25 protein-coding genes and 1 tRNA gene are annotated in these 23,862 nt (G+C 69.9%); 15 read left to right on the top strand and 11 right to left on the bottom strand.

From position 1 onward, the window contains the following. Positions 1–250 precede the first annotated feature (250 nt). From ACESK5_RS01990 to ACESK5_RS01965, 6 genes are all read left to right on the top strand, one after another. Positions 251–1,486, top strand: a complete 1,236-nt coding sequence (locus ACESK5_RS01990; RefSeq protein WP_372909867.1) for an MFS transporter — start codon at positions 251–253, stop codon at positions 1,484–1,486. Between the two features lie 68 nt (positions 1,487–1,554). Further along, positions 1,555–2,889 (top strand): hypothetical protein, encoded by a 1,335-nt coding sequence (locus tag ACESK5_RS01985; RefSeq protein WP_372909866.1) that lies wholly within the window; start codon positions 1,555–1,557, stop codon positions 2,887–2,889. 74 nt (positions 2,890–2,963) lie between these two features. Continuing rightward, positions 2,964–3,797, top strand: a complete 834-nt coding sequence (locus tag ACESK5_RS01980) for a formate/nitrite transporter family protein (RefSeq protein WP_372909878.1) — start codon at positions 2,964–2,966, stop codon at positions 3,795–3,797. A 25-nt stretch (positions 3,798–3,822) separates the two neighbouring features. Beyond that, positions 3,823–4,047, top strand: coding sequence for a hypothetical protein (locus ACESK5_RS01975; RefSeq protein WP_372909865.1), 225 nt, complete (start codon positions 3,823–3,825; stop codon positions 4,045–4,047). 165 nt (positions 4,048–4,212) lie between these two features. After that, entirely contained in the window at positions 4,213–4,887 is a 675-nt protein-coding gene (locus tag ACESK5_RS01970) for a GAF domain-containing protein (RefSeq protein ID WP_372909877.1), read from the top strand. After that, complete coding sequence (locus ACESK5_RS01965; protein WP_372909864.1) at positions 4,884–5,045, top strand: hypothetical protein; 162 nt, start codon at positions 4,884–4,886, stop codon at positions 5,043–5,045. The genes ACESK5_RS01970 and ACESK5_RS01965 overlap by 4 nt, the downstream gene beginning before the upstream one ends. A 3-nt stretch (positions 5,046–5,048) precedes the next feature. Here ACESK5_RS01965 and thiD read toward each other — a convergent pair whose 3' ends face one another. Next, positions 5,049–6,419, bottom strand: a complete 1,371-nt coding sequence (gene thiD / locus ACESK5_RS01960; RefSeq protein WP_372909863.1) for a bifunctional hydroxymethylpyrimidine kinase/phosphomethylpyrimidine kinase — start codon at positions 6,417–6,419, stop codon at positions 5,049–5,051. Between the two features lie 103 nt (positions 6,420–6,522). On the opposite strand from thiD, the gene tenA reads away from it, so the two are divergent. From tenA to ACESK5_RS01945, 3 genes are all read left to right on the top strand, one after another. Beyond that, positions 6,523–7,194, top strand: coding sequence for a thiaminase II (gene tenA / locus ACESK5_RS01955; protein ID WP_372909862.1), 672 nt, complete (start codon positions 6,523–6,525; stop codon positions 7,192–7,194). After that, the gene (locus ACESK5_RS01950; protein WP_372909861.1) at positions 7,191–7,892 is read left to right on the top strand and encodes a TenA family protein; all 702 of its coding nucleotides are present in this window, start codon (positions 7,191–7,193) and stop codon (positions 7,890–7,892) included. Before tenA ends, ACESK5_RS01950 begins: the two co-directional genes overlap by 4 nt. 222 nt (positions 7,893–8,114) lie before the next feature. Next, a complete protein-coding gene (locus tag ACESK5_RS01945) occupies positions 8,115–8,522 on the top strand; it encodes an NAD(P)-binding protein (RefSeq protein ID WP_372909860.1) in 408 nt (135 codons plus the stop codon). A gap of 56 nt (positions 8,523–8,578) precedes the next feature. Here ACESK5_RS01945 and ACESK5_RS01940 read toward each other — a convergent pair whose 3' ends face one another. Continuing rightward, positions 8,579–9,502 (bottom strand): thiamine-phosphate synthase family protein, encoded by a 924-nt coding sequence (locus ACESK5_RS01940; RefSeq protein ID WP_372909859.1) that lies wholly within the window; start codon positions 9,500–9,502, stop codon positions 8,579–8,581. A 127-nt stretch (positions 9,503–9,629) separates the two neighbouring features. Here ACESK5_RS01940 and ACESK5_RS01935 point away from each other — a divergent pair, with 127 nt between their 5' ends. The 3 genes from ACESK5_RS01935 (at position 9,630) to ACESK5_RS01925 (ending at position 13,266) form a co-directional block, all read left to right on the top strand. Beyond that, complete coding sequence (locus ACESK5_RS01935; RefSeq protein ID WP_372909858.1) at positions 9,630–11,168, top strand: sodium:proline symporter; 1,539 nt, start codon at positions 9,630–9,632, stop codon at positions 11,166–11,168. Positions 11,169–11,307: 139 nt separating this feature from the next. Continuing rightward, a complete protein-coding gene (locus tag ACESK5_RS01930; protein ID WP_372909876.1) occupies positions 11,308–12,606 on the top strand; it encodes an NRAMP family divalent metal transporter in 1,299 nt (432 codons plus the stop codon). Between the two features lie 3 nt (positions 12,607–12,609). After that, positions 12,610–13,266 carry a hypothetical protein gene (locus ACESK5_RS01925; RefSeq protein ID WP_372909857.1) on the top strand — a complete coding sequence of 219 codons (657 nt, stop codon included), beginning with the start codon at positions 12,610–12,612 and terminating at the stop codon, positions 13,264–13,266. A gap of 233 nt (positions 13,267–13,499) precedes the next feature. Here ACESK5_RS01925 and ACESK5_RS01920 read toward each other — a convergent pair whose 3' ends face one another. The 3 genes from ACESK5_RS01920 to ACESK5_RS01910 all read right to left on the bottom strand — a co-directional run bounded on the left by ACESK5_RS01920 (position 13,500) and on the right by ACESK5_RS01910 (position 17,681). Continuing rightward, positions 13,500–14,420 (bottom strand): NAD-dependent epimerase/dehydratase family protein, encoded by a 921-nt coding sequence (locus tag ACESK5_RS01920; RefSeq protein ID WP_372909856.1) that lies wholly within the window; start codon positions 14,418–14,420, stop codon positions 13,500–13,502. 152 nt (positions 14,421–14,572) lie between these two features. Next, positions 14,573–16,177: a PAS domain-containing protein gene (locus ACESK5_RS01915; RefSeq protein WP_372909855.1), complete on the bottom strand. Its 1,605-nt coding sequence runs from the start codon at positions 16,175–16,177 to the stop codon at positions 14,573–14,575. A gap of 34 nt (positions 16,178–16,211) precedes the next feature. Beyond that, a complete protein-coding gene (locus tag ACESK5_RS01910) occupies positions 16,212–17,681 on the bottom strand; it encodes an ATPase domain-containing protein (protein ID WP_372909854.1) in 1,470 nt (489 codons plus the stop codon). 151 nt (positions 17,682–17,832) lie between these two features. On the opposite strand from ACESK5_RS01910, the gene ACESK5_RS01905 reads away from it, so the two are divergent. Both ACESK5_RS01905 and ACESK5_RS01900 read left to right on the top strand, forming a co-directional pair. After that, positions 17,833–18,843, top strand: coding sequence for a hypothetical protein (locus ACESK5_RS01905; protein WP_372909853.1), 1,011 nt, complete (start codon positions 17,833–17,835; stop codon positions 18,841–18,843). 157 nt (positions 18,844–19,000) lie between these two features. Then, positions 19,001–19,174 carry a hypothetical protein gene (locus ACESK5_RS01900; RefSeq protein ID WP_372909852.1) on the top strand — a complete coding sequence of 58 codons (174 nt, stop codon included), beginning with the start codon at positions 19,001–19,003 and terminating at the stop codon, positions 19,172–19,174. A 325-nt stretch (positions 19,175–19,499) separates the two neighbouring features. Here the strand turns inward: ACESK5_RS01900 and ACESK5_RS01895 are convergent. The 6 genes from ACESK5_RS01895 to ACESK5_RS01870 form a co-directional block, all read right to left on the bottom strand. Continuing rightward, positions 19,500–19,570: transfer RNA gene (locus ACESK5_RS01895), tRNA-Pro, on the bottom strand. A 96-nt stretch (positions 19,571–19,666) separates the two neighbouring features. After that, entirely contained in the window at positions 19,667–20,575 is a 909-nt protein-coding gene (locus ACESK5_RS01890; RefSeq protein WP_372909851.1) for an RNA-guided pseudouridylation complex pseudouridine synthase subunit Cbf5, read from the bottom strand. A 4-nt stretch (positions 20,576–20,579) separates the two neighbouring features. Continuing rightward, positions 20,580–21,158 carry a (d)CMP kinase gene (gene cmk / locus ACESK5_RS01885; RefSeq protein ID WP_372909850.1) on the bottom strand — a complete coding sequence of 193 codons (579 nt, stop codon included), beginning with the start codon at positions 21,156–21,158 and terminating at the stop codon, positions 20,580–20,582. 97 nt (positions 21,159–21,255) lie between these two features. Beyond that, a complete protein-coding gene (locus ACESK5_RS01880) occupies positions 21,256–22,203 on the bottom strand; it encodes a DUF106 domain-containing protein (protein ID WP_372909849.1) in 948 nt (315 codons plus the stop codon). A gap of 185 nt (positions 22,204–22,388) precedes the next feature. Beyond that, positions 22,389–22,598 carry a hypothetical protein gene (locus tag ACESK5_RS01875; RefSeq protein WP_372909848.1) on the bottom strand — a complete coding sequence of 70 codons (210 nt, stop codon included), beginning with the start codon at positions 22,596–22,598 and terminating at the stop codon, positions 22,389–22,391. Next, entirely contained in the window at positions 22,591–23,052 is a 462-nt protein-coding gene (locus ACESK5_RS01870; RefSeq protein ID WP_372909847.1) for an SHOCT domain-containing protein, read from the bottom strand. The genes ACESK5_RS01875 and ACESK5_RS01870 overlap by 8 nt, the downstream gene beginning before the upstream one ends. 148 nt (positions 23,053–23,200) lie before the next feature. Here ACESK5_RS01870 and ACESK5_RS01865 point away from each other — a divergent pair, with 148 nt between their 5' ends. Then, on the top strand, positions 23,201–23,824 hold the full coding sequence (locus ACESK5_RS01865) for a TetR/AcrR family transcriptional regulator (protein ID WP_372909846.1): 624 nt from the start codon (positions 23,201–23,203) through the stop codon (positions 23,822–23,824). Positions 23,825–23,862: the final 38 nt, after the last annotated feature.

The following is a 23,862-nucleotide window of genomic DNA, read 5'->3' as shown; positions in this document are numbered from 1 at the left end:
CGGCTCCACGGCGGCCACAGACCGCGTACTGCGTCTTCGCGACGTCGACGAACGACCCCGCCGAGACGTCGCACGTCGCCCGGCCACCGACCGACCGGTGGCCGAAGAGCACACAGCCGAGTCGCGCGCGCAGTCTCATCGACGCCAGTACGGAGCGCGCCGCAAAACATCTACATGTTTGATATTCAGATTATACTATACGTCGTGCCGGAACCACGAGGCACAAATCCACGCAGGCACAGGAGGAGGTATGACCAGCGTCGCGAGGCGGGTTCGGTCCACCGTCGGACGGCTTCACACCGACGGCCGCCTGGCCGTCCTCGGCGCCGTCGCAGCCGGCTGGCTGTTCGTCGTCGGGGGACGGTTCCTCTTGCCCGCGGTGCTCCCGCAGGTGAAGACGACGTTCTCGGTCGGGAACGCGGGGGCGGGCCTCGCCGTCTCCGTCGTCTGGGGCACGTACGCGCTCATGCAGGCACCCGGCGGCGTCCTCATCGACCGGGTCGGCGAGCGCCTGCTGCTCGCGGGGAGTCTCGCACTCACCGGCGTCGCGGTGCTCGCCGTCGCCGCCGCCCCGACGTACCACGTGTTCCTGGTCGGCTGTGGCCTGTTCGGGCTCACGACCGGGCTGTACGGCCCGGCGCGCGGGACCACCATCTCCCGCTCCTTCCCGGGGAACGACGGCACGGCCATCGGAGTGACGCTCGCCGCGGGGAGCGTCGGGTCGGCCCTCCTCCCGTTCCTCGCGGGGTCGCTCGTCGGCCGGGTCGGCTGGCGACTCCTCCTCGGCGTGCTCGTCGTCCCGTTCGTCGTCGTCGCGGCGTTCGCGTGGCGGTCGGTTCCGGCCCGCACCGTCGGCGGTGCGGCCGAGTCGGGCGGGTCGCTCCTCGCGAACGTGTTCGCCGCCGTCCGGATTCCCGCCGTGGCCCGCGCCGTCGCTGCGGTGACGCTGTTGCTCTTCGCCTTCCAGGGGCTGACGGCGTTTCTCCCGACGTATCTCGTCGAGGTGAAGGGGTTCGATCAGGCGACGGCGACCGGACTGTTCGCGCTCCTCTTCCTCGCCGGAGCCGGCTCGCAACTCCTGGCCGGCACCGTCGCGGACCGCATCGGCGAGCGGTGGGTCCTCACCGTAACCGCCGTGGTGGCCGTCGTCTCCGCCGCCGCGATTCCGCTCATCGACGGCGTCCTCGTCGCCGCGGTGGTCGTGAGCGCCGTGGGGACGCGGCTGGCGATGGCCCCAGTCTCGAACGCCTACGTCATCGACGTCCTCCCACCCGGCGTCCAGGGGAGCGCGTGGGGCGTCCTCCGCACCGCGTTCTTCCTCGTGAGCGCCGGCGGGTCGACGTTCGTCGGGGCGTTCGCCGACCGTGGGCTCTTCGACGAGGCGTTCCTCGTGCTCGCTGGACTGGCTGGCCTCGCCGCCCTGCTGTACGTCCGTCTGCCGTCGCGGGCGGCCGCGAAGCGCACACGCGACGGGTCGGTCCGCTGACCCGCTCCGCCGGGGTTCGGCCGACACCGTCGAAAGACCTGACCGTCCGGCGGCCGTAGGCCCCGGCGATGAGTCGACCTGACCGCTCCGACGGGTTCGTCGCGTTCTTCCAGCGGTACGTCCAGACGTGGGTCCACGCGCTCTCGACTGCCGCGCTCACGCTCTTCGGGACGCTGACGTTCGTCCACCGGCTGTTCGCCGCCGTCGCCGTCGGGGCGTACGTCCTCCCCCCGGTCGTGCTGTACCTCACGCGGTCGACCGACCGACCGGACGCGTCGCGGGCCACTCGCTCGCCGTCTCGGACGAGCGGGGAGACGAACGCGAGCGCGCCCGCCGACTCCGACTCCGAGCCTGCCGACTCCGACCCCGCCGACTCCGACTCCGAGCCTGCCGACTCCGACCCCGCCGACTCCGACTCCGAGCCTGCCGACTCGGGTCCCGGACCGACCGACTCCGGGTCGTCCGCCGCCATCGAACCTCACTGGACGGCCGCGACGACGCCCGTCGACGACACCCTCCACGACGTCGTCGTCCAGTCGGGGGCCTACGCCGTCGGTGCCGACGGGACGGTCCTCGCGGACGAGGGTGACGGCTGGCACGTCGTGCTCTCCGACGGCCCCGGTGCGGCGTCGAACACCCTCCGCGGCGTCGACGCCGTCGCCGACGGCGGCGTCTGGGTCGCGGGCGACGGTGGCGCGGTGGGTCGGCTGGACCCCGTGACCGGCCGCCACGTCGACTACTCCGCGCCCGCGGGCGACACGACGAACGTGACGGGACTCGCCGCGGCCGGCGGTGACGGCGTCGAGACGGTCCTCCTGGCCGACGGCTCCGGGCGCGTCCGCCGGGGCCGGTGGGAGGACGGGGAGACGACGTGGGCCGACCCGGTGACGCCGGGGAGCGGGTCGAGCCTCGCCGGCGTCGTCCTCGTCGACGACTCGCTCGGCTACGTCTGCGACACGAACGACGGCGTCTTCCGGACCACCGACGGTGGTGTGCAGTTCGACCGGGCTGGGTCGGTCGGCGCGTCGGGGACACTCGCCGACGTGACGGCGACGGCGTCGGTCGGTCCACTCGTCGTCGACGACGACGGTGCGCTCCACCGGTACGACGGGTCCCAGTGGACGCCGACGCGCCTCGCCGACGACGCGCTCTGTGCAGTCGCCTCCGCCGAGAGTACCGGTAACGGCGACGCCGACGCCGACGCTAACGGTGACCGCGACGTCGACGCGGTAGCGTGTGGAACCGGTGCGGTCGTCTACGAGCGGCCGACGGGCACGTCGGACTGGACGCGAGTCACGGTTCCGGCGAGCACGGCGCTCTCGGGGGTCGCACTCGACGGGTCGGCCGCCGTCGCCGTCGGCGCCGACGGGACGGTGGTCGAGCGTGTCACCGACGCGAGGTGACGCTCCACGCCCACGTGCCTCCGTACACGATTGGCAAGCAACAGTCCCAACCGTACATCCCCGAAACCCGTAGTATCTCGCCGAAATCTACCGACAGCCCCGCGGAAGGTGAAGCGATCCTCCAGACCCAGATCCGCGAGGGGCTGAGCGAACTCCGTCGACCCGCCGACGGGTTGCTCCTCTCGGCGCTGTCCGCCGGACTCGACATCGGGTTCGGCCCGCTGCTGATGGCCGTGCTACTCACGACGGTCGGTCTCCCGAACGCCGACGAGGTGTCTACCCGACTCCTCCTGGCGCTCGCGTACGGTGTCGGGTTCACCTTCGTCGTCCTCGGTCGCTCCGAACTGTTCACCGAACACACCACGCTGGCGGTCCTCCCCGTGCTCGACGGGCGCGCGTCGGTGGCACACCTCGGGCGGCTCTGGGGACTCGTGTACGTCGGCAACGTCGTCGGTGCCGTCGTCTTCACGCTGGTGGCCGTGCCCGTGGTCACGGGACTCGGCGTCGCCGACCCGGCCGCGTTCGTCGACATCGCGAAGACGTTCACGAAACACGACTGGCCCGTGCTCGTCGGCGGGGCCGTCCTCGCCGGGTGGCTGATGGGACTGCTCTCGTGGCTCGTCGCGGCCGTCGACAGTTCCGCCGCGCGACTGCTCGTCGTCTGGCTCATCGCCGCCGCCATCGGCCTCGCACACCTCCCACACAGCATCGCCGGCACCGTCGAGGTGTTCGCCGGCACCGTCGTCGGGCCGGTGACCGTCGTCGAGTTCGGACGCTTCCTCGCGTTCACCACGCTCGGGAACGCGGTCGGCGGGTCGGTCTTCGTCGCCCTCCTCAAGTACGGACACGTCGTCCGCGGCGGCCCGTCTACGGAGGACGTGACGCAGCAGTCGACCCCGGGGGATTAGGTCCTCCGACCACGCACGTCCGAGCGTGACAGACGACCTGTACTGCCGGCGCTGCGGGGCGCCGCTCCGGACCGGACTCCTCGCCAGCGCCCGTCGCGCCTGCTGCCTGAACGACACGCCCATCGTCGGCGCGTGTCCGAGCCACGGGCCGCTTGGGCCGCACCACGCTACGAGCGACGTGCCCGGGGACGACACCGTCGCGAGCGACCGGACGCCGCGGGACGACGCGCCGTCTCCCCCCGACCGCTGACCACTGTCGTCCAGCGTTCTCTGGACATCCTATCACCTTCGGAGACGACCGGTCGTCCCGACAGACGGTGTACGAGGCCTTCGCGGACCGGAAACGACCGGTCGAGGAGGCCACCGCGCGGGCGCTCGCGGCCGGCCTCGACGACTCGACGTCTCCCTCGGCTTCCTGACCGAAATCGCCGACGACCGCCAGAGGATAACCGTCGTCCAGTCGACCGGCCCCGTCGACTCCGTCGAAGCGGGCGACTCGTGCCCGCTCGACCGGCCGTACTGTCGGCGCACGGTCCAGCAGGACGGCCCGCTCTGCGTTCAGGCCGCCGTCTCGTCGCCGGTCGTCTCCGACGACGCGTACGAGACGTTCGGCCTGGACGCGTACGTCGGAGCGAAGGTGACCGTCGACGACGACGTGTACGGGTCGGTCTGTTTCGCCGACACCGAACCGCGGGCGGAGCCGTTCCCCGAGACCGACCAGATGTTCGTCGAACTCGTCGCTCGACTCGTCGGACAGGCGCTCGAACGGTGTGCTCACGAGGAGGCCCTCCGGACGCGGAACGAGCGACTCGAGCGGGAGACCGAACGGGCACAGCGCATCGCCGACACCACGTTCGGCCTGCTGTTCAGAATCACTCCCGACGCACGGTTGACCTACGTCTCCTCGGGCCTGCACGCCATCCCCGGGTACGACCGCGACGAGGCCGTCGGGACGCCGTTCACCGACTACATCGCCCCGGAGTCGACGTCAACCGCCGTCGACGCGTTCGAGCGTCTCCTCGACGCCGAATCCGTCCGGAACCTCGAACTGACGGCCGAGACGGCGACGGGCTCGGCCTGTGGTTGGTGAACCGGATCGTCACCTGCTACGGCGGGAGCTTCCAGCTCCGCCCCGCGACCGGCGGGGACGAGCCGTCGGTCACCGTCGCGACGGTTCGCCTCCCGGCCGTCGACCCGGGGCAGTCGGTCGACGACGCCGTGCGGCCACACACGACGCTGTTCCAGTGACCCTCACTCCTCGTCGACGGCCCTCGCGAGGGCGAGCAGTCGGTCGCCGAGCGTCTCGGCGTCCGCGGCGAGCACCCGCGTCATCGGCTCTTTCCCGACGTCGCCCACGTCGACCACCGCGACCGGCGGTTCGCCCCCCTCGTGCCCGTCGAACGCGCGCATCGCCCCCCACCCCATCGTCGAGGCCTCCTCGTCCGCGGTCGGTTCGTCCGTCCGGTCGAACGACGCGACCGACCAGCCCAGGTCGTCGAGCGCCCGTGCGACCCGTTCGTCGTACCGGCAGTTCGCGGCGAACCGGTAGGACGGGACGAACTCTCGAGCCGAGAGGAGGAAGCGCGCGACGTGGCTCGACGCCCCGAACCGCACGCCACGGTTCGGTCTGACCCCTTGCATCGTCCGTGTGATTCGCCCCTCGACGGCCGCGACGTCGTCGGTCTCCTCGGCGTACGGCGTCGCCCCGGCGACGTTCAGTCCCACCTCGGGGACGATGGCCCGCGAAGACCGGGTAGTGACCAGTCGGTCGACCACACGTTCGACGGCCTCGCCCGTCTCGTGCCGGGCCGCCCGGTCACGGAGGGCGACGAGGTGGTGGACCGACCCCGGTCCCTCCCCCACGTCGAGCGGGTAGCGCAGGGCGCGGCGCATGAAGCCGACGCCGGTCTCGACGGCCGATTCGAGTGGCGCCCCCTGTGCGAGGCTGGCCGCGATGGCGCTCGAGAGTGTACAGCCGGAGCCGTGCGTCGCCGCCGTGTCGACCCGGGGGCTCTCGAACCGGCGACTGCCATCGGCGGTGACGAGCAGGTCCACCACGTCGTCGGTGTCGACGTGGCCCCCCTTCACCAGCGCGGCCGTCGCACCCATCTCGACGAGTGCCTCGCCCACCCCCCGCATCGTCGCCTCGTCGTCGACACTGATTCCTGTCAGCACCGCCGCCTCGTCGGCGTTGGGTGTCACCAGCGTCGCCTCGCGAACCAACGCCTCGTAGGCCGCTTCGGCCTCCGGGGCGAGCAGTCGGTCGCCGCTGGTCGCGACCATCACCGGGTCGACGACGCTCGGGACGTCCCACGCGGCCAGTCGAGCGGCCACCCGCTCGACGATGGGCGTCGTCGCGAGCATCCCCGTCTTCACGGCCGCGACGTCGAAGTCGCTCCAGACGGCCGTCAACTGGGCGTCGACTTCCTCGACGGGGAGGACGTGCGTCGACTCGACGCCGCGGGTGTGCTGGGCCGTCACGCTCGTGACGGCGCTCGTCCCGAAGACGCCGTGGGCCTCCATCGTCTTCAGGTCGGCCTGGATGCCCGCCCCCCCACCGGAGTCGCTCCCCGCGACGGTGAGGGCGACGGGCCGTCGATCGGGTACCGCGTGTCGGCTCACGCCCCGTCACCTCGCGGCGTCACGTGTCGGTGTGTGTCTCCCATATCATTCGGTTATATCATGACGTGATAACACTTTTGTGGTCGGTCGCGGATGGAGGGACATGTCGTTCACCGAGGCGCTCGAACCGGCCGCCGAATCGCTCTGGGACGCCATCGTCGACCACCCGATGGTCACCCAGTTGGGGGAGGGGACGCTCGACGAGGCGCCGTTCCGATACTGGGTCAGACAGGACTACGTCTACCTCGTCGAGTACAGCCGGGTGTTCGCCCTCGGAGCCTCGAAGGCGCCCGACCTCGGGCGACTGGGGACGTTCGCCGAACTGCTGGAGTCGACGGTGAACACGGAGATGGCCCTCCACCGCGAGTACGCGGCCGACTTCGGCATCTCGGAGGCGGAACTGGAGGCGACCCGGCCGTCGCCGACGACGCGCGCGTACACCGACTTCCTCGTCCGGACAGCGGCGCTGGGCACGTTCGGTGACCTCGTCGCCGCCCTCCTCCCGTGTATGTGGGGGTTCAACGAGACGGCCGAGCGCCTCGCCGCGCGCGGCCGCCCCGACCACGAGGGGTACGCCGCCTGGGTCGAGATGTACGCCGGCGAGGAGTTCACCGAACTCACCGAGTGGTGTCTCGACCTGATGGACGACGTCGCCGCCGACGCCTCCGAGGAGACCAGAGAGCGATACCACGACCTGTTCGTCCTCTCCGGGCGGTACGAGTACCGCTTCTGGGACGCCGCCTGGCGCGAGGAGGAGTGGGAGGTGGCGGTGTGACCGCCGCGGCCGCCGACAGGTACGACGAGTACGCGCGGGCGCACACCGACCCGCGCTTCACCGACTGGCTCCAGTCCCGGACGGGACCCGCGTGGACCGAGGCGACGGAACACCGCTTCGTCGAAGAACTGGCCGCGGGGACCCTCGCGGACGACGTCTTCCGTCGCTACCTCGTCCAGGACTACGCGTTCGTCACGACGCTGACTTCGCTCGTCGGTCACGCGGCGGGAGAGGCGCCGGACGTCGCGGCGAAGCGCGAATTCGGGGGCTTCCTCGGGACGCTCACTGACGAGGAGGACGACTACTTCGAGCGGTCGTTCGACGCGCTGTCGGTCCCCGGACGGGAACGTCGCCACCCGACGAAGACGGCCACGACGGAGGCCTTCGAGGACCTGCTGGTCCGGGCGGCCCGCGAGGGCGGCTACGCCGAGTCGCTCTCCGCACTCCTGGCGGTCGAGTGGGTCTACTGCACGTGGGGTGTCGTCCACGCCGACGCCTCCCCCGAGCGGTTCTACCTCGCCGAGTGGGTCGACCTCCACTCGGTCCCGGCGTTCGAGTCGTTCGTCGCGTGGCTCCGGACCGAACTCGACCGGGAGGGCCCGACGCTCTCGCCGCGTCGCGAAGCACGCGTCGCCCGCCACTTCCGCCGGGCGGTCGACCTCGAAGTCGCCTTCTTCGACGCGGCGTACGACGCGTGAGCGGTCGCACTCCCCGGAAGTCTCAAAAGGGTGTCCCCGACGGACGCGGTCCGGCGTTCCGTCGGCGCCAGGTGGCGAATCCGACGTCGCCCACAACTGTTTTGCCACGACACTACATTCCACAGTCATGTCGATGCCCTCGGTGAGGTCCCGGCCTCGAACGGACGGTCCCGACGTGTCCAGTCGCTCGCTCGCGAACGCCACGCGGAGTCGACGCCGCCGATGATCGAACGCGTCGTCATCGTCGGCGGCGGCCGCGTCGGTCGCCACGTCGCAGAACAGCTCGGTGACGAACAGTACGCCGTCACGGTCGTCGAGCGGAACCCCGAGACCTGCAAGCAACTGGCCACGACAGCCGACCAGGTCGTCGAGGGCGACGGTACCGACCGCGACGTCTTCGAGGAGGCGGAGCCGGCCGGGGCGAGCGTCGTCGCGGCGCTCACCGACGACACCGACGTGAACCTCGCGGTCTGTGAGATGGCCCGGGAGGTGGCGCCCGGCGCCCGGACCCTCCTCCGCGTGGCCCAGGACGGCGAGCAGGCGTACGGCTACCGGAGCTTCGTCGACGACGTCGTGTACCCGGCGGCGGCAGGCGCGACGGCCGCGGTCGACCGGATCAACCGGATCTGAGCGCGCGCCGGGTCACGACGCCGGTCGGTCGCCTCCGTGCCGGCGTGTCCCCGCGCTCACTCCCCGTCGTCACCGACGAGCGACACCACCCGCCGAGCGGCGTCGACGGCGCTCTCGCCGAAGACGTAGGCGACGGGTTCGACGCCGAACGCCCCGCGGTGGTACGCGACGGCCGGCACGCGCCCGAACGCACGGAACCGCTCGCGGAGGTGTTCGCCGCGCTCCTCGTAGTCGGCGTCGAACTCCAGCGTCGCGAGGCCACGGTCGCGGGCTCGTCGGAGGAAGGTGTCGTCCGTCGCGACGTTCACCGCTGCCCGGACCGTCGAGTCGACCGACGCGGCGGCGAGGACGGCCGTCGCGACGTGCTTCGACGCGCCGAACTCGGGGTCCGCCGGGACCTCCACGCGCCCGTTCACCGTGTACATCCGGCCGGGGATGGCCGCGACGTCGGTCGCCGCGTCGGCACCCGCCAGTGCCTCGCCGACGTTCGTGCCGACGTTCGGAACGAGGGTGGCGACCCCGGGAGTCGTCGACAGGAGCCGCACCGCCTGCCGGACGCTCGCGAGGACGGCCCGCTCGCGTTCGGCCTCCCGGTCGAGGCCACGGACGCAGAGGTCACAGCCGAGACCGCGCAGTTCCGGCATCTCGCGCTCGTGGAGTTCGCAGACGGGTCCGCGGTCCTCTAGCGTGGTGACGAGGGAGACGAGGTCGGCGAGCACGTCGTAGCCGTCGTACTCGCCCTCGTCGAGTCCCGCCGCGATGCGTTCGACGCTCGCCTGCGCGTCGGCGTTCTCTGCGACGAGTGGCTCCAGCTGCACGTCTCCTCCGAGGTAGTTGCTCACCGCCGCCTGCGAGACGCCGAGGTGGCCGGCGATGGACTGCTGGGTCGCCCCGCGCTCGTCTAACCGACGCGCGAGCATCGCCCGGAGCGTCGGCAGCACCCGGTCGGCGACGAGTTCGCTCGGATGGACCAGTGACATACTCCTCCGACTCTCTCCGGCCCGTGGTAAAGACTCGCCCGGATATAATCGACTTATACAACCAACTTTTAACACGGTCGTCATCGTAGCCGGAGGCGATGAACACGACAGACGGGGGACGACTGCGATGGTGACCGCGACGACCACGCTCGTGGTGACGGTGGTCACGCTCGTGGCGTTCACCGCGCTCGGCCTCTGGTACGTCCGGCGACGGGGCGGGGTTCGGAGCGCCGAGGAGTTCGTCAGCGCGCGGAACTCCGCGGGGACCGGTGCGACGACGGCGACGCTCGTCGCGAGCGTGATGGGGGTGTGGATACTGCTCGCACCGGTCGAGGCCGGCGCGGCGTTCGGCGGCGTGTCGGCCGTCCTCGGCTACGCCGTCGGCGAGGCGATTCCGATGCTCGCGTACGCCCGCCTCGGCCCGCGCATCCGCGAACTCATCCCCGAGGGCCACTCGCTCACCGAGTACGCACTCGCCCGCTACGGGCCGGGGATGTACGCGTTCGTCCTCCTCGTGAGCGTCTTCTACATGTTCATCTTCCTCGCCGCGGAGCTGACGGGCATCGCTAGCGCCTTCGAACTCGTCGCCGGCGTCCCGCGCTGGCAGACGGGCGTCCTCGTCGGTGGGTTCGTCCTCCTGTACACGAGTTACGGCGGCCTCCCGGCGAGCATCTTCACCGACGCGGTCCAGACGGTGCTGGTCGTCCCGCTGCTCGCGCTCAGTGCCGTCGGCGCCGTCGTCGCCCTCGGCGGCCCCGGGGCCGTCTACGGACAGGTCGTGGCGACGGACCCGACCCTCGTCGACCCGACGTTCTTCACCGGACTCCGCTTCGGCTTCTGGGTCGCGATCGCCATCCTCGGCGCGGAACTCGTCAACCAGACGTGGTGGCAGCGCATCTACGCCGCCCGGGACGCCGAGACGCTGCGGAAGGGGTTCCGCCGGGCCGCGGTCACCAACTTCTGTCTCGTGCTCGTGGCGGGACTGTTCGGCGTGGCCGCCCGCGGCGTGGCCGACATCGTCGTCTCGGGCGAGGGGTACAACGCGAGCATCGCCTTCTTCGTCCTCCTCGGAGAGGCGTTCCCCGAACCGCTCGTCCTCGGCGTCGTCCTCCTCGCGCTGTTGCTCGTGATGAGCACGGCCGACACGCTGTTCAACGCGCTGGCGAGCGTTGTCACGGCGGACCTCCCGCGCGTCCTCGCCGACGCCGACGACCGGACGCTGACGTGGGGGGCACGACTCCTCACCGTCGTCGTCGCCGTCGCTGCCATCCTCGTCAGCCTCCGGGCGCAGAGCGTCCTCCGACTGTTCCTCCTCGCCGACCTCTTCGGCGCGGCGGTGATGGTGCCGCTCCTCTACGGACTCTACTCCCGGCGAGCGACGGGGACGGGGATGCTCGTCGCCAGTCTCGCCGGGCTCGCGGTGGGTCTGGCGTTCTTCCCGGCCCCCATCGTCCGGTCGGTGACGACGGCGCTGCCCGTCGTCGGCCCGCTGCTCCCCCCCGCCGACTTCCTCCCGGCGTTCGTCGGTGCCGCCGGCGTCTCCGCGCTGGTGGCCGTCATCTCCGCCCGGTTCAGCGCCGCGACGTACGACCTAGAGCGACTCGCCACGACCGTCCGGCGGTTCGACACGGGCGCTCCCGAGACAGCCGACGACCCGACCGACTGAGCGACGACGGGGCCGACCCTCCTCCGCGAGCCGTGCTATCACCTGGTGATACAACGTGGTAAACACTTTGTACGGCGACGAGAAACGGGCAGGTATGACGGAGACTCTCTCGGGGAAGATCCGCTCGTGGACCGGCGAGATGGGGCCGGCCTGGGTCGCCGGCGCCATCGCCGCGGGGCCGGCGACGATGGCGTCGGTTATCACGGCGGGGGCGTCGTTCGGCTACGCGCTCCTCTGGGTGGTCGTCGCCTCCGCCCTCTTCGGCGCGACGGCGCAGTACTTCGCGATGCGCCTCGGCCTCCTCACCGAGCGCGGCATCGTCGGCGTCGTTGAGGACCACCTCGGCGAGCGGTGGGCGTGGATTCTCGTCCTCGACGTCGTCCTCGCGGCCGGCCTCGCACAGCTGGTCATCATGAAGGGACTCGCCGACGTCTCCGAGACGGTCACCGGCATCGACGCGCGCGTCTGGGGCGTCGGCTGGGCGCTCGTCCTCGCCGTGGGACTCGCCGGGCGAGGGTACCGCTTCGTCGAACTCGCCGCGAAACTGCTCGTCTCGGGCGTCGTCGTCGCGTTCGTCGCCTCGCTGTTCGTCGTCCCCATCGACCCGGGGGCAGCCGTCTCGGGCCTCGTGCCACGCGTCCCCGCCGGCGTCGACGGTGCGCTCGTCGCCGCGGGAGTGCTCGGCGGGGCGGTCCACATCACGCTCGTGACGATGCACTCGTACACGATGCGTGCGCGCGGGTGGACCCGCGACGACTACGGCCTCGCCGCGTTCGACGTCGGCAGTTCGATGCTCGGCGCGTTCGGCCTCTACAGCCTCGCCATCTTCCTCGTCGCCGCGAGCGTCCTCCACAGTCCGGGCATCGAGGCGAGCGAACTCACGGCGGTGTCGGCCGCCCAGACGCTCGGGCCGCTCGTCGGGCCCGCCGCGAAGTGGCTCTTCCTCGTCGGCCTCTGGGGCGCCGCCGTCTCGACACTCGGCGGGAACACCGTCGTGCCCCCGTTCCTCGTCGCGGACAAACTCGGCTGGGAGACCGACGTCTCCGACGCGAGATACCGGTGGCTCCTCGCGGGCTTCGCCGTCGTCTCGGCGGCCGGCCCGTTCGTCGGCGGGGCGTTCTTCCCGCTCCTCGTGCTGGTGCTCGCGTTCGGCCTCGTCGGCACGCCGTTCGCGCTCGTCGTCGTCCTGGTGCTCCTCAACTCCGACGCGGTGCCGGAGCCGAACTCGCGACTCGCGAACCTCGCGGGCGTCGTCCTCGTCGCCGTCACCGCCACCACGGCCGGGTCGTTCGTCCGGAGCCGTCTGTCGGGCGGTCTCGGGGACCCGATGACGCTCTTCGTCGTCGCGTTCGCCACCGTCCTCACCCTCGCGACAGTACTGCTCGTGGTGCAGTTCGTCCGGACCCGCCCCGCTCGGCGGGCACCCGCGAGTGGGTGACTGATGTCCGACCACGACTCCGACGTCGTCGAGGCGGGGGACGACGCGTCGCGTTCCGTTCCGCTCGCGGGGACGACGCTCGTCCTCGGCCCGTCGAACGTCGGGAAGACGACGCGGACGGCCCGGGCGCTGGAGCGGTGGGTCGCGGCGCACGGCTCCGACGGTGTCGTCGTCCTCGACTTCGCGCCGGAACTCGAACGGGACGGGCGACTCCTCGGCGGCCGACTCGACCGGTTCACCGATCTGCTCGTCGGCGGCGACGACGAGACGGCGTGGAACGACCCGGCCGAGCGCACGGCGGTCCGTCGACCGAACGGGCTCTGGTACGGCGTGCTCGACGCCCACGCGCCCCGCGCGGAGGGTTCGACCGAGGACGCCGCCGTCGCACTCGCCGGAGAAAACGCGGCCGGTGCTGCCCGACTGCTCGAACGCGCCCCGGCCGACCCGCGGGCGGTGTTCGTCAACGACGCCACCATCCCGCTCCAGCACCCGACGGGCGACGCCGACTCTCTCCTGGGGTACTGCGACGGCGCGGCTGTCGCCGTCCTCAATGCGTTCGAGAGCGACGAACTCGGCGTCGACGACGCCATCTCCCGACGGGAGCGTGACGCGCTGGAGACGCTCGTCGCCGGCGCCGACCGGGTCGTCCGACTCGCGTAGCCGCGACGCTCGTGTCGACGGTGAGAACCCGGGACCCGAAAGGGGGGACTCTGGGAGAGAGAGGGGACGAGTCCCGGCAACGTAATGCCGGGTGTGAAGCGACATAAATCCCACGTACGACTTACGTTCCATCGACGCCGAGGCCGGTACGAGCGTACGCCGGTCGGCGGCTCGCGCTCGGGTCCTCTCCCCCGTCGATGTGGTGGCAGTACCGTTCCGTGACGAGTCGCGTCTCAGGTGTACTGTTCGCAGATGCGCCGCAGGCCCTCGCGGAACGAAATCCGCGGCTCCCAGCCGGTCGCCTCCTTCATCTTCGAGATGTCCGCCATCGTGTCGTGGACGTAGACGTACTCCGGGATGGGGTTCTCGACGTAGGTGGGTTCCACGTCCGTCCCTAGCTCCTCGTTCAGCAGGTCGACCACGGTGTTGAAGTCGTAGCTCTCGCCCGTTCCCAGGTTGTAGATGCCGTCGAGTTCGTGCTCCGCGGCGGCGACGAGGCCGCTGACGATGTCGCTGACGTGTGTGAAGTCCCTGGTCTGGGTCCCATCGGCGTATATCTTCGGCGAGCGACCGTTGGCGATGTCGTCGGCGAACTGGGCGAGGATGTTCGCGTACTCGCCCTTGTGTTCCTCGTTGCCGCCGTAGCCCTGGTACACCGAGAAGAAGCGCATGCCGGCCATCGTCATGTCGTAGTGGTGTGAGAAGTACTCGGCGTACCGCTCACGACCCAGCTTCGACGCCTCGTAACCCGTCCGGGTCTCGACGTCCATCTCTTCGGGGGACGGCTCGGTCCGGTCGCCGTAGATAGAAGAGGTCGACGCGTAGACGACCGTATCACAGCCGTCGTCGCGTGCCTGGACCACCGTGTTGACGAACCCCTCGATGTTCACCCGGACGCCCAGCTGGGGGTTTTCCTCGTGCATCGCGTACGACGACAGCGCCGCGAGGTGAAACACCACGTCGACGCCCTCGGTCGGGAGGTCCTCGTCGAGCACGCTCTTGTCGACGTACTCCACCTCGTCGTTCAGGTTCTCCGGCGTCCCCAGATACTCGTCGTCCACTGCGATGACCTCGTTCTCCTCGGCCAGCGTGTTCGCGAGGTTCGAGCCGATGAACCCCGCACCCCCCGTGACCAGAACCGTCTTACCGTCCATACGAGGAGTGTCAGACGAAGGAGTAAAAATGGGACGGTTCGACCGACTCCCACACGGTCGTTCGTGCGCTTTCGTCCGGCGTCGCGGCCGTCACCCGTCCGGTCGCGACCCCTCGGCTGGGCAGTTCGTGCGGGCGGCCGGCGTCGCACGCCTCACTCCTCGGAGACGTGCTCGCTCGCCGCAGGCGCGGGCCGGACCGGGAACTGGACGTGGAGCGTCCCGTCCGCCGCCCGGGCCAGTTCGCCGCCGTTCGTCGTCGTCACCCACCGGAGGACCCAGACTCCGAGGCGGTCGGTGTGTCGCAGCGGCGTCTCCACGCCCGTCTCGACGACGTGCCAGTCCGACTCGGCGAGTCCGCCACAGTCGTCGGACAGCGCGATGTCGACGACGTCACCGTCGACTCGGACGACGACGGACACCCGTCGGTCGTCCGTCGCACACTCGTTGGTGTCGAGCAGCATCGACAGGTAGTCGAGACAGCCGAGCGAGAGGCGCTCGGCGTTGACGTACACCGGGTCCGCCGGCGTCTCGACGGTGACGGTCACGTCCGCGTACCGCTCCCGGAGTCCGGTCGCCACCTCCTCGACGACGGCCGCGACGGGCCTGATCCCGACGCTGCCGGGGTGATCGTCGAACACCTGTTCGATGTGGCTCGTCTCCTCGCTCAGTTCGACGAGGCGACCGACGGACGCGTCGATACGACGGAGCGCCGTCTCGCGGTCGACTTCGGCGTCCCGCGCCAGCGCGTCCCGGTAGCCGTCGAGGATGTTCAACTCGTTGCGGAGGTTGTGACGGAGGAGTCGGTTGAGGACGCCGACGCGCTGCTCGTGGAGCTTCCGAACGGTGATGTCCGTCTGGAAGCCGACGAAGTGCGTCACCTCGCCGTCGTCGTCGTGGATGGGGGCGATGTCGACCTTGTTCCAGAACTGTTCGCCGTCGCGCGTGTAGTTGACCAGGTCGACACTCACCGGTTCGGCCGCGTCGATTGCCTCACGCAACCGCCGGACGGTCGCCTCGTCGGTCCGCGGTCCCTGGAGGAACCGACAGTTGCGGCCGACGACCTCGGAGCGGTCGTACCCCGTCAGCGCGCAGAACGCGTCGTTGACGTAGACGAGCGGGGTGTCGGCCTCGCGAGCGCCGGCGATGGTGACGCCGATGGGCGCCTCCGCCATCGCCCGGTCGCGGACGCGGAGGTCGGCCAGGGCGGCCTCGAGCGCTGCCTCCTGTTCGACCAGCCGGCGGCTCGCCCGTCGCCGCGCGAGGAGGTTCCGCAGGCGCGCCCGGAGGAGGGGTTTCGAGACGGGCGTCCGGACCACCTCGTCGACGACCGACCAGACCGCCGCGTCGAGCGCGTCTCCCTCCGGCGCGAGGAGGACGACCGGGAACCACACGGGGTCGGCAGCCTCGCGCCGCGCGGCGAAGGCGGCTCGATGCGCCGCGAGGTGTCGCCGGTCGACGAGACAGAGGTCCACCGTCCCGTCGAGCGCGTCGGCGTCCGTCGTCGCTGTGACCGTCGCCGCGCCGGCGAGGAACTCCGCGAGCAGTTCGCGGTTCCGGTCCGCAGCGAGGAGCAACAGCGCGTGTGGCGTGTCCTGGCCGTCGGACAGACCATCGCCTAGGTCGAGTGCCCGGACCCGGTTCGTCGTCTCGCCGTCCTCCGAGCCGGTGCGCTCCGTCTCCTCACTGTGCCCGGTGGTACCCTCCCGCCCGGCCTCGGTGTCGGTCGACGGACGGCCGTCCGCTGGCGCGTCCGTCATCGCATCCAGTGGCCGTTCGGGCGACTGGTCTCGGTCATACGCGTTCTTTCCACCCGTCCGTCTCTTCGACGACTTCCGGCATCCCTCCGAGGATACCTCGCAACGACCGCAGCGGCGCGCCGACGCTGAGGCCGTACTCGGTGATTCGGAACTCCCGGAGGGTCCGTTCGTAGTCGCTGGTGCGCTTCTTCAGGACGCCGATGGCCTTCCGAAGTTCTCCGTGGACCTCGAGGTAGCGGAGGAAGAGGATGTTGTCCGCGATGTAGCTGACGCCGCCGTGAGTCGCCCTGAACTCGCCCGTCACGGTCTCCGAGGAGTCGACGAGCAGCGTCGTGACACCGCGGGACCGGAGATACCGACAGAGCGCACCGACCTCGCGGTGGAGCGAGTCGTCGTCCTCGCTGCGGACCGACAGCCGGTAGCCGTCGATGCCGTCGACGAGGACGACTCTCGCGCCTCGTTCCTCGACGTCCGCCCGGACCATCGACGCGAACTCCGCCGGCGACTGGGTGAGCGGCTGGACCTCCTCGACCCTGAGCGTCCCCCGGTCGACCATCGTGTCGACCGGGATGTCGACGGCGGTACACCGGGTGACGAACGTCCGGGTGGTCTCCTCGAACATGTAGATGACCGAGCGTTCGCCACGGCCCGCGGCCTCTTTCATCACCTGCGCCCCGAGCGTCGTCTTGCCGACCCCGCTCGGCCCGTTGATGATGGTGACGGTCCCCCTGGTCAGCCCGCCGCCCAGAAGCTGGTTCAGTTCGGGAATCCCAGTCGATATGGTTTCGTCGGGGAAGTCGACGACGTGGTCGTCCGGAATCAACACCGGGTAGACGGTCATCCCCTCGCCGGTGATGCGGACGCTGTGGGCCCCTCCCTGTGTCTGTGACCCCCGGAACTTCGTGACACGGAGCCGCCGCCCCTCGTCGCCCTGGGTGAGTTCGAGCGTCCCGTCGCTGAGGTACTGGAGGTCGTCGTCGGGGACGTCCGACGTCGACTGCGTGGTGAACAAGAGCGTCACCCCCTGCTCGCGGAGGAAGCGGAGGAGCGAGGAGACCTGCTGGCGGAGCTGGTAGGTGTCGGGCGCGAGGTGCTGCAGTTCCGACATCGGGTCGATGAACATCCGGGTCGGCTCGACGTCGCGAACCGCCTCGACGATAGCCGACCGTAGCGACGACCCCTCCACGTCGTCGGGGGTGAACACGTCGTACTCCTGCCGGTCGACGAACACCTCGGCGCCCGGGCTCAGGTCGAGGAACGTGACGTCCTCGGTGTCGAGACCGACCGCCGCGGCGTTCCGCGCAATCTCCTCTGCTGGCTCTTCGAGGTTGACGTAGAGCGCGCTCCCCTCGCCTGCGGTCAGGAAGTGCAGACCGATAATCGTCTTGCCCGTCCCCGGGTCGCCGCTCACCATGTAGCTCCGACTGGGGATGAGCCCGCCGAACAGCACGTCGTCGAGGCCCGAGACCCCCGTCGAGAGTCGGCCGTCGGGAGGAGATACCATGCATCCGGGAGGAAATCGACCGATATAGCTGTTTGTCCGTATACCGTGTGCTCGGGAGCCGACAGGCCTTCGGACCGTCTCGCTCGTGTCTGTGACCTGCCACGCTCGCGTGTCGTGCGTAACGTTATCATCGTACACGACGATACGAGTCATGGACTTCTGGGACGGGGCGTTCCGACTCGTCACCGCCGCGTTCCTCGTCAGCGTGGCACTCGGTGGGGGGGTGGCCGCGCAGCTAGACACACCGCAACCAGTCTGGGCGGCGGAGACGGAAGCGGCCCTCGAACGCGTCGTCGATGGCCACAACGCGCTGGTCGACGACACTAGCTCGAATCCAGTGAGCGGCCTCGCCGACGACCAGCGAGTCACGCTCGTCGTGACAGCACCCGACGACTCGGTCGCACTGTTCTCGTTCCGCACCGACGCCACCGTCCGAATCGTCGAGTTCCGGGCCGGTCCGCGCGACGACGCGACCCTCCGGATGTTCACCGACCCGGCGACGGTCGACCGTGTCGCCGATGCGCCCGACCGCAACGCGGCGTTCGAGGCCGCACTCAGGGCTGGCGACATCCGTCTGGAGGGCGTGAGTCCGTCGAATCGTGTGTCGGTGGCCCTCCTCGGCCTCGTGCTCTGGGTACTCGCTTCACCGGTGCAGGCGGCCGCAGTCGGGGCCGTCGCCGTCGTCGGTGCCGGCGTCGCCGCCGTCGCCGGCGCGAAGGCCGTCGGCGGCGCTGCCGCCGTGGGAAGCGCCGGAACGGCAGGCGCGTCGACGACCGGCGGTAGCGTCGGGGGGTCGAACGGGCCGTCCGGGACGACTGTCGGGTCGTCGGCCGCGGGCACGCCGGGGGACCCTGTCGCGGACGCTCCCACCGACCCGCTCGCACAGACCGGTGGCCGCACGGTGACCGCCGGCTCTTCGGTCGATCCCGTGAGACTCGCAGACCGGGTGCTGTCGGTCTTCGAGCGCGTGCTGTTCGTCGTCGCCCTCGCGAAGAAACTCGGAGGTCGACTCCGACGGCGGTTCGGGTCCCGGGCCGCGCGGTTCCTCGGCCGGTTCGGGGTCGGTCGTGCGCCGGACGAGCAGGTGGAGTCACCCGCCCTCGAGCGGGTGGGGGGGCTGCGTGCTCGGCGACGGCCGGCCCCGCGACGCCGACGTCGGTGAGGAGACTCGCCAGCGTCGAGGAGTGGCCCGTCTCCACGCCCGGGGTCACAGCGACGCGAGGAGGCCGACGGCCCTAGCTATAGAAATCCGGCCCCGACGCTTCATCCCTCCAGACAGCCGCTTAAGGTTTTTCTCGCCGCTCGTCGTCTACTCGGGTATGGTCGGGTTGAAGCGATGTTACCTCTGCGGCGAACCCTTCGGGCGGGGCGACGACATGGTGAAGTGTGAGCACTGCCACATCTGGTGCCATCGAGTGTGCCTGGCAGAGCGTGAGGAACACCGCTGTCCGCGCTGTGTCGACGACGCGTGGATCAGCGGTGCGGAGTTCTAACCCTACAGGTCGGGTTCGCTCGTAGAACGGTGCTCGAAAGCACGGGACAGTGACTGTCGAGCGACCCGGGCGAGTCGCTGTGCAGACACGTGAGCACGGGCAACGGGACCGCCGAGATACCCTCACGAGTATCTCTTCGACCCAGTTTCCTTCGGAAAAGTGGGACCGCTGAGATACCCTCACGGGCATCTCCTCGTCCCAGTTCTCTCCGAAAACATGGGACCGCTGAGAATCGAACTCGGTTCGTCCGATTCTCATCGGTGTCGTACAGACAGGCGGCGCACGCTCCTCACTCCGTTCGTCGGTGGTGTCGCGAGAACTGAAGTGGGACCGCTGAGAATCGAACTCAAGTCCTGCGGACCCCATCCGCAGAGGATACCACTACCCCACGGTCCCTCGTGGTGCATATCGACGAAAGCCCGTCCCGTGGTTAAACGCTTCGTTTCGGCGGCGGCGCGTGAGGGGGGCACACTCGTCACGCGTGTGACCGACTCAAACCAGGACCCGTTCGAGCGAGACGACCTCACCTCGCTCCGCGTCGGGGTCGCCGACCAGCCGACCGAGACAGACGGCGCTCCCGTCGGGCGTGTAGCAGGCGACGAGCGCGTCGGTCGCGACGTCTCCGGTCCCCGTCTCGACGACGGGGTCGCGGGCCGGTTCGACGCTGATGACACCCGGGGCGTACACGGGCGCACCGGTCGCGACCTGTTCCGCGGCGGAGGGAGCGATGGTGACGTGCGGGAGGTGGACGAGGGCGCGTTCCGCGGGCGCGACCACGTCACGGAGCGCCGACTCGTCGCCTTCGTCGGCGAACGCGACGGCGTCGACGAGGTCGTGCATCGTCACGAGCGAGGCGTCGTCGAACGGCGACGTCTCCGTCCGCCGGAGGTGGCCCATGTGGGCGCCCGTCCCGAGCGCGAGGCCGAGATCGTGACACAGCTTCCGGACGTACGTCCCGGACTCACACCGGATGCGGAGGAGGACCTGTCTGTCGTCGGTGTCGAGTACGTCCAGTTCGTATATCTCCCGCACCCGCAGGCGTCGGGTGACTGCGCTCTTTCGCGGCGGTTTCTGGTACAGCGGGCCCTCGAACTCCGAAATCACCTGCTCCGTGTCCGTCGGGGCGGGACCGTGGAGTTCGAGCACCGCCACGTACTCTTTCACCCCTTCGAGGAACACCTGTGCCATCCGCGTCGCGTCTCCCAGGAGGACCGGGAGACAGCCAGTCACCTTGGGGTCGAGGGTCCCCGCGTGTGCGGCCCGGTCGACGTCGGCGAGGTCACGGACCCACGCCGTGACCTGGTGTGCGGAGGGTCCCGGCGGCTTGTCGAGGTTGACGACGCCGAAACGCAGGAGGGAGTCGAGCGAGCGGTCGTCGGGCGGGGCGCGGTTCGGGGCCATCGGTTCAGAAGTCGTAGATGACGCCGTCGACTGGCGCCTTCCCCTCGTCGGAGTTCGGGTCGTACGAGTCCACGGCGGTGGTCAGCATCCCGAGCACTCCCTCTGGGCTCCACCGCGCGGTGTTGTAGACGAGGTCGTAGATGGAGCGGTCGTCGATGTCGATGTTGTAGTACTCGTCGTAGCGTTTGGCCTCACTGCGCTCGCGGCGGTGAGTCTCCTCGTAGGCTGTCTCGAACGTCTTGTCCTCGCGCTCGGCGATGCGCTCCGCCCGGATGTTCAGCGGGGCGTCGAGCCACACCTTGATGTCGGCGTCGTCGCCCGCGAGCCACCCGGCGAGGCGCGACTCGAGGAGGACGTCGTCGCGCTCTCTGGCGATTTCGTGGAGGCGTCGGTCGAGGTCGCGGTCGATCTGGTCGTCCTTCTCGGCGAGTTCGTTGAACTCGACCGGGGTGAGGCCGCGTTCGGCGGCGAGCGAACGGAAGATGTCGCCGCCCGAGATGTGTTCGAGTTCGAACGCCTCCGCCAGCGCCGCCGCAGTGGTACTCTTCCCACTGCCTGGAGGCCCCGAAACGGTGAGTAACATATCGATATTCCGCCCGGCGTGCTAAAAGAGACTGTCGGTCCCGCGGGCGCTGTCGTGGCCACGCGAGGGGTCGCAGCGGAACGGACGTGACGGACGGTCAGGACGCGGTGGGCGACATGTCGATGTTGAGCCCCTTCCGGATGATCTGAGTGAAGCCCATCGAACAGAGGAAGTACCAGACGATCCACGCCTGGATGGGGCCGAGGACCTGGTCGGTCCACGCGACTTCGCCCATCAGCGGCAGGACGAGGTTCTGCAGGGCGACGTGTGAGTCCGCGTTCGGTCCGATGCCGATGCCCCAGTACATCCAGAGGAACACCGGGATGGTGAGGAACATGATCCACACCATCGGACGGAACTGCTCTTTGAACATGCCCATCTGGTCGCCCATCGCCTCCATCTGCTCCTCCTGGATGCGGTCCAGCGCGTCGTCGTCGCCGGCCTCCTTGGCCTCCTTGCGCCGCTCCTGGATGTCTTTCATCTTCGACTGGTACTCGGACATCTTCTCCATGTCCATGAGGTTCGCCTGCAGGAGCGTCGAGTACAGCCCCGTCGCCAGCGCAAGCACCATCACGACGGCGTAGAAAGGCATCAACGTGGCCAGCGGGCCGAGGAAGACGTCCATCACGCCACCGATGACGTTCCGGAGCGGTGCCCACGAGTAGCCCGCGAACAGGGCGACGGTCACCACCGCCGCGCCCTTGTCGTACTTCGACCACGAGGAGCCTCCCCCGTCGCTGGACGCCGACTTCGATTTGGATTTCGCTTTCGCCTTCGACGACGTCGAAGCCGTCGACGCCTCGCCGTTGAGCCCCCTCCGTACCTCCTCGGGGTCGGCGAGGCGGAAGCCGGCGTTGCCCTCGACGAGGACACCGCGCTCGATGAGTCGCCCCCACTGTCCGCTCGTGAGTTCGCCCTTCACGTCGACCCACGCCACCTCGCCGGCGTCGTCGTCGTCGGCGTGCGCGAGAACGGTCTCGACCGCCTCGCGCATCTCGCCGTCACCGTCGACGAGGTCACGCACCTTCTGCTCTGTCCGTGCCATTGCGCCGTCATAAGCTATGAGCCGTTATGAAGCTTTTACTCTCGGGCGCGCAGGACGCCGTGGCGAACGGGCGGGAGAGCGTGTGGAGGGGGGAGCGCCAGCGGGAGAGCGTGGGGGTGGGAGGGGAAACGTCAGCGAGGGGAGAGTGCGGGTGAGCGGAGGCGCGCCAGCAGGGACGGCGCGTCTCAGCCGCGCAGTCGGCGGCTCAGCGCCGGTCCCTTCCACAGCAGGAGGCCCGAGACGACCAGCAGCGGGAAGGCGACGACCCGCGTGGCGAGGAGCACCCGCGCGTCCTCGCCGAGCGGCGAGTAGAGCACGACGCCGAGCCAACTCGCGAGGACGAGGTGGGCTGAGTGCTGGTGGCGCCGCCGCCACGCGAAGCCGCGTTCAGTCACGCTGTCCTCCCTCACCGCCCCGGTCGTCGCCGGCGGAGCGCGGCCGACGCACCCGGTTCGCCGCGTTGGCGACGGATTCGGTCTCCAGCAGTCGTTCGAGGCGTGTCTCGAACGCCTCGTCCGTCAGTTCGCCGCGAGCGTACCGCGCCCTGAGTGTCCGGAGCGCCTCGTCCTGTCCGGCGGCCGCGGGACTCGTCGTCTCGGCCGAGGCGTTCGTCGCCGACTCCCGGTCCCTGTCGGCGCCGTCGGTTCGGTGCCCGTACGCGACGACGAGGGGGAGGACGCCGCCGAAGCCGACGGGGAAGACGACCCAGAAGTACGAGACGCCGAGCGCCATCGCGCCGAACGCGACGGCGAGAATCGCCAGCGTGGTCAGTCCGATCAGGAGGACCGTCCGACGCTCCCCCGCCGGGGGGCTGGACCAGCCGTCGACCGGTGGTGTCGAAGCTCGCATTTCTGAGCGAACACTCAACGCCGGCCGTAATAACTCTTTTGAGTGAACACTCAGCCACGCCGGTGCGTCGTCGATGTTCCTCCCACGGTCGACCGGTCGGTGGTCAGAGTGGATACCCATATGTGAGCGGAGGCCCCACAGCCGACAGATGAGCGACAGCCCGTCCCCGACGGCCCGTGCGGAGGTCGTCCACGCGGTGAAGAACGCGCTGGCAACGCACGGCTACGCCGGGCTGACGACGAAGAAGGTGGCCGCCGAATCGGAGAAGAGCGAGGCGTTCTTCTTCTACCACTACGACACGAAGGACGACCTGGTCGTCGCCTTCTTAGACTGGGCCATCGAGCGCAACCGCGACCAGCTCTCCCGACTCGACGACGACCCCGTCACGCGCCTCTACGACGCGCTGGACTTCCTCGTGGGCGACCCGAGAGACGACGTCGCCCGCGGCATCAACGTGGCGATGATGGAACTGCTCTCACACGCCCCGCACAACGAACGCTTCCACGAGCGGCTCACGGCCTACGAGACGTCGGTCATCGACCTGTTCGTCGACATCGTCGAGGAGGGCATCGCGCAGGGGCAGTTCGTCGACGTCGACCCCCACGACGTCGCCAGCTACCTCGTCGTGACCGCGAACGGGACTGCCGGCGCGGCGATGGCCCTCGGGATGCACGACGTCGACGCCGGCGTGCGACGCGAACTCGACCGCTACCTCCGGACGAACGTGCTCGCGTCCGACGTCACGCCGCCGGAGGGCGTGCTCGTTCCCTGACCTGCCACACGGTTCGTGCGAGCCCCCGGGCGTGGCGG

This window comes from Salinigranum sp. (genome assembly GCF_041641895.1).
GTDB lineage: Archaea > Halobacteriota > Halobacteria > Halobacteriales > Haloferacaceae > Salinigranum.
This window is presented reverse-complemented; position numbering and strand designations above follow the sequence as displayed.